The sequence below is a fragment of the Bradyrhizobium sp. genome (assembly GCF_004799405.1).
Classification (GTDB): domain Bacteria; phylum Pseudomonadota; class Alphaproteobacteria; order Rhizobiales; family Xanthobacteraceae; genus Bradyrhizobium.
The window spans coordinates 1-6752 of the sequence record NZ_SSMW01000012.1 but is presented as its reverse complement, the minus strand read 5'-3'; the positions used below and the strand labels follow the sequence as shown (position 1 = coordinate 6752).

7 protein-coding genes are annotated in these 6752 nt (G+C 60.5%); all 7 read left to right on the top strand.

Annotated elements, in window-relative coordinates; translation table 11 throughout:
- Nucleotides 1-184, top strand: a 184-nt coding sequence (locus E7813_RS03015; protein ID WP_291570717.1) for a hypothetical protein, incomplete at its 5' end; no start/stop codon positions are given.
- A 529-nt stretch (nucleotides 185-713) separates the two neighbouring features.
- Nucleotides 714-1457, top strand: a complete 744-nt coding sequence (locus E7813_RS03010) for an isoprenylcysteine carboxylmethyltransferase family protein (protein WP_291570715.1) — start codon at nucleotides 714-716, stop codon at nucleotides 1455-1457.
- Nucleotides 1458-1470: 13 nt separating this feature from the next.
- Complete coding sequence (locus tag E7813_RS03005; RefSeq protein ID WP_291570713.1) at nucleotides 1471-2559, top strand: acyltransferase; 1089 nt, start codon at nucleotides 1471-1473, stop codon at nucleotides 2557-2559.
- Nucleotides 2560-2710: 151 nt separating this feature from the next.
- A complete protein-coding gene (locus E7813_RS03000; protein ID WP_291570711.1) occupies nucleotides 2711-3178 on the top strand; it encodes a hypothetical protein in 468 nt (155 codons plus the stop codon).
- Nucleotides 3179-3294: 116 nt separating this feature from the next.
- Entirely contained in the window at nucleotides 3295-3663 is a 369-nt protein-coding gene (locus E7813_RS02995; RefSeq protein WP_291570709.1) for a hypothetical protein, read from the top strand.
- A 222-nt stretch (nucleotides 3664-3885) separates the two neighbouring features.
- A complete protein-coding gene (locus E7813_RS02990; protein ID WP_291570707.1) occupies nucleotides 3886-5814 on the top strand; it encodes a hypothetical protein in 1929 nt (642 codons plus the stop codon).
- Between the two features lie 356 nt (nucleotides 5815-6170).
- On the top strand, nucleotides 6171-6752 hold a 582-nt coding region (locus E7813_RS02985; protein WP_291570705.1), incomplete at its 3' end, for a radical SAM protein.

Here is a 6752-nt window from a genome sequence, read left to right as displayed (position 1 = left end):
CCTCAAGCTCGTGTTCCAGAACGAGAAGCAATTTTTCGATGTTCTGATGCTCTTCGAGCAAGATATCAGTGATCTTTGGCATTGGCGGACCTCGATCCCATCACCAATTAATTTCCCGGTGACCGGTACCCTCGGCATTCTTGAGGCACCCTCGGCATTCTTGAGGCACCCTCGGCATTCTTGAGGCGCATTGACAGCCTAGCGCGATCTCAGTCGCGAACATTGCGCTAGATCAATCAGCTTGCGGGTTTAGCTTGTGGCACAGACGCGAGAGCAAGCACGATCTCACCGCGATCGCGAAAGGCGCGCCCTAAAGGTTTCAAAGGCGAAGTCCGCTCCGGGTCAAAGGGGACGTTTTGAACCCCTGCCAGCCACTTCCGGTCTAACCCGATTAACGGACATCATCAGGCAGGTCCGGTTGGTCCGTTTGTGCCAATTTACGGCGTGCACGAGCTAGACATTGAGGCGACAAAGCAACGGTTTTGCGAATTAAACGCAATCGCAAGTCGAAGCTACCAACCCTTAAGGCTGCTTCGTTTTTAGATAACAGCGCAACTACCCCTTAATGTCAGCGGCCTATGAAAGGATGTGGAAGGACAACGTGAATCGTCACGCGCCCTTCGCGCTGTTGAGACGAGCACACGATGTCAGGCAACCTATTTTCGAGAATTGAGCAAAGCCGCTCTTATGATTGGGCGATGCGGCTACCGATTGTGCTTTATTCGTTTTACGCGCTCGTCCACGACGTCATCAATTTTTTCGGCCAGGTCGCACAGGATCCCGCCCTTTGGGCGCATCCCGATGGTGGCATGATCGTCGCCATGCTGGCGCGGGTCTCGCAGTGGATGTTCGTGGCGCTCCTGGCAGTTCTGCCGCTGTTCCGGTGCCGTCCGATCGCGAAATCGACCGCTCTTCTGCCGCGGTTCGCCGCCCTAGTTACGGTTTGCATCCCTCCGTTCTGTGTGTTGCTCGATCGCGCGCCGCCAAATCTTTGGTGCAATCTACTCGCGGTGCTGGCCGGCGTATCCGCCAGCGTGCTGGGCGTGTTGACGCTGAGCTTCCTCGGCCGCTCGTTCAGCGTGATGCCGGAGGCAAGGCGTCTGGTCACCACAGGGCCTTACAGTATCGTGCGGCACCCCCTATACCTGTTCGAGCTGTTCGGCGTCGTCGGCATACTTCTGCAGGTGCGCTCGCTAGCGGGGGCCGGTTTGCTGGCGCTCATCGTCGCTTTGCAGATAGCGCGCGCAAGCTGGGAAGAAGCCGTCCTCGATCGCGCTATTCCGGAGTTTGCTGCCTACCGCCGACAAGTCCCGTTCCTGATCCCGCGCGATGTGCGCAGTCTGTTCGCGCTGCTGCGTGAAGACCCGACTGCACGCCACCGCTCGGCCATGGTCATGAGTTCAGCATTCGGCCTGCTTGCCCTGGTCGTGATCGCGCTGCCGCGGCTCGTCGGCTAAAGGACGTGATGCCATGTTCGGTTCGCTGCGATTCCTGCTGGCCTATCTGGTAATTCTAAGCCATCTAGTCGGCACGGAATACGTTGCGCATTTTGGCTTCTACGCGGTACGCGGCTTTTTCGTCATCTCCGGTCTGATGATGACCGCGGCGCTGAACGAGATGTATCGCTTCGACGGCGTACGCTTCTGGACTAACCGCGCATTGCGGCTGCTGCCGCCGTATTATTTCGTCTGCGCCCTGACGCTACTCTCGATTACGATCGCCCCGGAGCAAGCCGCCAACTATCTTAAGTTCTGGCGCAGTGCGCCCGGCGCGGGCGACCTCCTGATCAATCTCACCGTGCTTCCGTTGCAACTTACTTACGGCTCGTTCCGCTTCATTCCGCCGTTCTGGTCGGTCGCGATCGAGATCGACATGTATCTCTTGCTGTTCCTTGTCGTGTCCCGGCAGATGAGCTGGGCTCTGATCGCGCTGGTCGCGGGGCTGTCGTTCCAATTGGCTTGCATCTATGACACCATTAACTGGGACCTTGACTACTTTACGGCACCGTCGGCCGTTTTTCCTTTTGCCGTCGGCGCTGCACTGTATTTTCTTCGGCAGCGCGGCCGGTGGATTGCGACACCGCTCGCAGCAGGATGCGCCTTTGCCGTATGGCTCGCCAACATGGTCGCGGGGGGTCTGGTCTTTCCCGCGTCGCACATTTTTGGACTGGGCTACCTCGTCGATACGATCTGCTTTGCGGTGGTCGTCTCCGGCCTCTCCGGGCTCTCGGTCCACCAATTTAGTCCGCTCATCGAACGGATCGACCGAACGCTCGGAGAATGGTCTTACTTCGCATTCCTGGTGCACTGGCTCGCCGGCTTTTTGGTCGCAGCCATCCTGTTCAACGGCGACTGGCGAGGCTGGACGTTGCTGCTCGCGGTCACGCCGGTCGTACTAGTGGCAAGCTCCGCCCTTGCATCGCTAAATCGAAGATTTTTGGAACCGTTGCGTGATCGGGTGCGCCGTCTCTGTGGGCCATTCAGGCCGGCGGCGCCTGTGTCGGCGCCGAGCGAAACCTTGCCTAGCCTTGGCGCTGTAGCTGAGGCCAACGCCAACTGAGATCTCGAACGAACTGCTCGGCGCCCGAAGGCGTCGCTCACCTCAAACGCTAAGACTTTGGATCGATCGGCGATCAACACACGACGCCATTGAGCCTAGGCGTTACAAGCTGTTCAGACCAAATGTCCGGATCGGGTCCAGGATCACGAACATGGTAACTAATGTCTTCGGAATTTTTGGGGGCAATTATCCATCGTATTTTTGGCTGGCTGTACGTGATTTACTTTGCGCTGTTTCGGTCTTAATCAGCACGTCCAGCATGCGAGCCGATGTCCGTTCCAAAAGCACCGCTTTGACGCCCCATCAGCCACTTCTGGTCTACCCCAATCAACGGACATTATCAGACCGGCCCAGTGGGTCCGTTGGCGCAACAGCGGAAATCGCCGCGCACTTTTCGTGGAGTCATTTGATCTTATCCGACATCCACCCGACAACCGGCTTGCGGCTGAAAAAGAGCGTGTCCGCCCTTTCCGATCTTTCGAACAATAGATCGACCGCGTTCATGACCGCCAGTCGCCAAAAACACGTCGTGCTCGATATGGATTCGAGCGTGAGCCCGACCCATGGCGAGCATGAGAGCTGCGTACCTGCGCAGATCGCCAATTCCGATCAGCGATAGTTGATCCAGGTCAAAGCCTTGATGCGTTTTGGGTAGATCGTCGCTTTCAGAGTTGCGGCCAGCGGCAAGCGAGAGGTTTGCCGCTTAAGTTGCTCCAAAAACGAGAGGATAAAGCTATGAACAAGCAGACAACGAAACGCGCGGTCGCCGTCGCGGTCGTCGGTGCGGTGATGCTCGGCTCGGTGCCCCCTTCGGGGGCTGCTCCGATCTCCTCGAGCATGACTATTTTGAAACAAGCAGCTCAGTCGTCTGGGGTGACTGACGTCCGCTATCGCTATTATCGCGGTCGCGGCTATTACGGCAATCCGGGCGCCGCAATTGGCCTTGGCATCTTGGGTGCTGCAGCTGGAGCCGCCGCCTTGGGGGCCTATGGGCTCGGCTACTATGGGCCCGGCTACTACGGGTACGGGCCGGGCTACTACTACGCGCCAGGCTACTACGGCGCCCCCTATCCCTATCGCCGCGGTTACTACTATCGGTATTGAGGGCACGCTTGGCGTTGTTTGGGGGGCAATCTCTGTCACGGACCAGTCCCACTCAACGCACTAGCAAAGAACTTTAGGGTGCGATTGCTCGGAATCACGATCGCGCTCTACGGTTTAGCCGGCCGCGATGGCGCGACGAATGTTTAAGTTGGGTCGATCGCGTCAGTTTGCTGATGTCGGAGTCACTTCCGTTTATCCTCAGACGGATCGGAGCGTCCAACGATGCCTGTGACCCCCGAGCCGATCCAGGACCTCACGGCTCTGTGCGCTGCAGGTCACTACGCGGAGTTGGAGAGGAAGGCGCGCGTTCTGGTTAGGACCGCGCAAGCATCCGCGATCGTCGGTCAGTTGCTGCGGACCGCCGCCGCTGCGACAAACCGGCATCAGGAAGCGCTCGCGACGCGGCAAACGGCGGCGGCCTGCCTCGAGCCCGCGGCCGCTATCGGCATCCATGTCGATCCTGCGGCCGCATATTTCATAGGCGGGATGCTGCTGGTCGCGGCGGGCGAGCTTTCGCGGGGCGAGGTGAGCTTACGGCGGGCGATCGCTCTCGATCCCTCCAATCCTGCCCCCTATGCCTATCTGGGCCGACTTCTCGGCCGGATCGGTCGCCTGCGCGAGGCTGTCGCCGCCGCGCGTCACGCCGTGGAGCTGATCGGAGCCGCTTCGTCTGCGGTAGACGCCGACGACGCCGACACGTTGGACGCTGCGGCGATGGTGTTTGGTGCCGCCGGACACGTCCACACCGCGCTTGAGATCTTTCGAATGACGCGCGGCTACGAAAAGGACTTGGAGTGCGCTTTTGCCGCCCTGCTGGCCGCACGGACCTGCTGCGATTGGGAGCTGTCTGAGCTGATCCAGGCGAGCATCCGCCAAGCCGACCCGCCGTGGTCTTCGCAACAGGCCTCACCGTTCACTGTGCTGCTGATGGAGGGCACGACCCGGAACGAGCAGCTCAACGTGGCACGCAGCTATGCGGAATCCGTCTCTTGGTCGGCTATCCCTGCCGGCCGCCGTGCAGCCGAGCACCAAGCTGCGAAGCCCCGGATGCGCATCGGATACCTCTCCGGCGACTTCTTCAATCACGCCGTCGCCCATCTCGCGGTCGGCGTCATAGAGGCCCACGACCGCAGCCGATTCGAGTTCATCGGCTACGACTATTCGCCACGCAGGGATGACGAGTACCGCCGGCGCCTGGCCCTGGGGTTCGACCGTATGGTGTCGATATGCGACCTGGACGACACTGCCGCGGCGCAACGCATTGCTGGCGACGATTGCGACATAGTCGTGGATCTCAAGGGCTGGACCGCCGGAACCCGCAGCCGCATCCTCGCCGCGCGGCCGGCCCCGGTGCAAGTCCAGTGGCTCGGATATCCGGGCACGATGGGCGCGCCATGGATCGACTACATCATCGCCGATCGGACCCTGGTCCGCCCCGGCGAGGAAGTCCACTTCAGCGAGAAGGTGGTCAGGCTTCCTGATACCTACCAGCCTTACGATGACCGGCGCCGGATCGGCCCACCGCCACCGCGAGCTGCGTGCGGGCTTCCCGAAGGTGCTTTGGTGTTCTGCTCGTTCAATCATTCCTTCAAGATCACGCGGTCCGTGTTCGACGTCTGGATGACGCTGCTCCGGGCGACCGGCGATTCCGTCCTATGGCTCCTCCACTTGAATCCTGAGATCGACGCCGCCCTAAAAAGGCACGCTATCGCCGGAGGAGTCGCTACCGAGCGCCTCATTTTCGCTCCCTTCGCATCGAGGGCGGAGCACCTTGCCCGGCTTGGTCAGGCCGACTTGGCGCTCGATTGCTTTCCGTATGGATCACACACGACCGCGAGCGACGTGCTGACCGCTGGCGTACCGCTGGTCGCGTTGAGCGGCGATACCTTCGCCTCCCGGGTCTCGGCAAGCGTCCTCACGGCAGCGGGCTTGTCGGGGCTCGTCACGACCTCGCTTGATGGATATCTCGACCTCGCATCGCGGCTTGCGACCGATCGCAACGCGCTCGCACGGCTGCGGGTGGCGGCATGCGGTCGAACCGCACCGCTGTTCGACACCGCTCGGTTCACACGCAACCTCGAGGCCGCCTTCACAGCGATTAATGCGCGGCGCCTCGCCGCTCTGCCGCCCGACCACATTGGCATCACGTGATCGACCATGACGCTCGTGGCGTCCCGAGCAACGCAGATTCGCGAGGCGCCGTTGATCTAAATCAACGCAGGATTCGCCGAACTCTTCATAATTAAAACCTACGAAATCAAGGACGGAGAATCGAGCCATGTCAACCGAAATGGAAAAGACAGCCGAACAAGAGTCTTCGGGGACAATCGCCCTCGAGAACGACGCCTACAGGGTATTCTCTCTGTGTGACAAGCTTCCCCGCGCGGACAGCACCAAAGGCTTCGCTTCCGAATGCGGATCCGAGTGCACCAGCGGCTATGTTACGGTGCCATGCGCGTGCTGATTGATCGGCAACGCCGCAAGTGGACACGAGCCGGGGGGCCAGCTTGAGCCTGCAGCTGACCAGGAACTTGATCCATCTGGACAGAGGCAGCGACGAGCTGCTTCTGTCCAATGCCTTCTACATGCGCCCGCTGTACGTCGCTTACGGCAGGAGGCGCATCATTGAGCTGCTGTCGGAGTTGCCCAAGGGACGCACTCTGGAGCAACTCAAATCCGACTTCGCCGCCGACGAGAAATTGATCCAATTGCTACGCGACCACCGCATCCTGGTCGACCCGCTAGTTGAGAAGGAGGGATACGACCCGCGCGAGATCGCGGGCACGGCAACCGCCCCTCGCAAGATAGACAGGATGACCGTGTTCCTGCTGCTCACCGAGGCGTGCAACCTAGGCTGCATCTATTGTCTCAACGGAGCCGAGACCTACGAGAAGTCCGGCCGATCCCGGATGAACCCGGATGTCGCCCTGCGGAGCATCACGGCGTGCCTGGAACGACTGGCTCCCGGCGGCACGTTGAAGGTGGCGTTCTTCGGAGGCGAGCCGCTGATGAACTGGCCGCTGCTCCAGGAAATAGTGCGCCGCTGCGAGAGCGATATCAAGTTGAGATACCAGGACAGGCACATCGCC

Excerpts from the sequence above, each read along its gene's own strand:
- E7813_RS02990 (WP_291570707.1), top strand. The coding sequence starts at position 3,886 with ATGCCTGTGACCCCCGAGCCGATCCAGGACCTCACGGCTCTGTGCGCT.
- E7813_RS03005 (WP_291570713.1), top strand. The coding sequence starts at position 1,471 with ATGTTCGGTTCGCTGCGATTCCTGCTGGCCTATCTGGTAATTCTAAGC.
- E7813_RS02995 (WP_291570709.1), top strand. The coding sequence starts at position 3,295 with ATGAACAAGCAGACAACGAAACGCGCGGTCGCCGTCGCGGTCGTCGGT.
- E7813_RS03000 (WP_291570711.1), top strand. The coding sequence starts at position 2,711 with ATGGTAACTAATGTCTTCGGAATTTTTGGGGGCAATTATCCATCGTAT.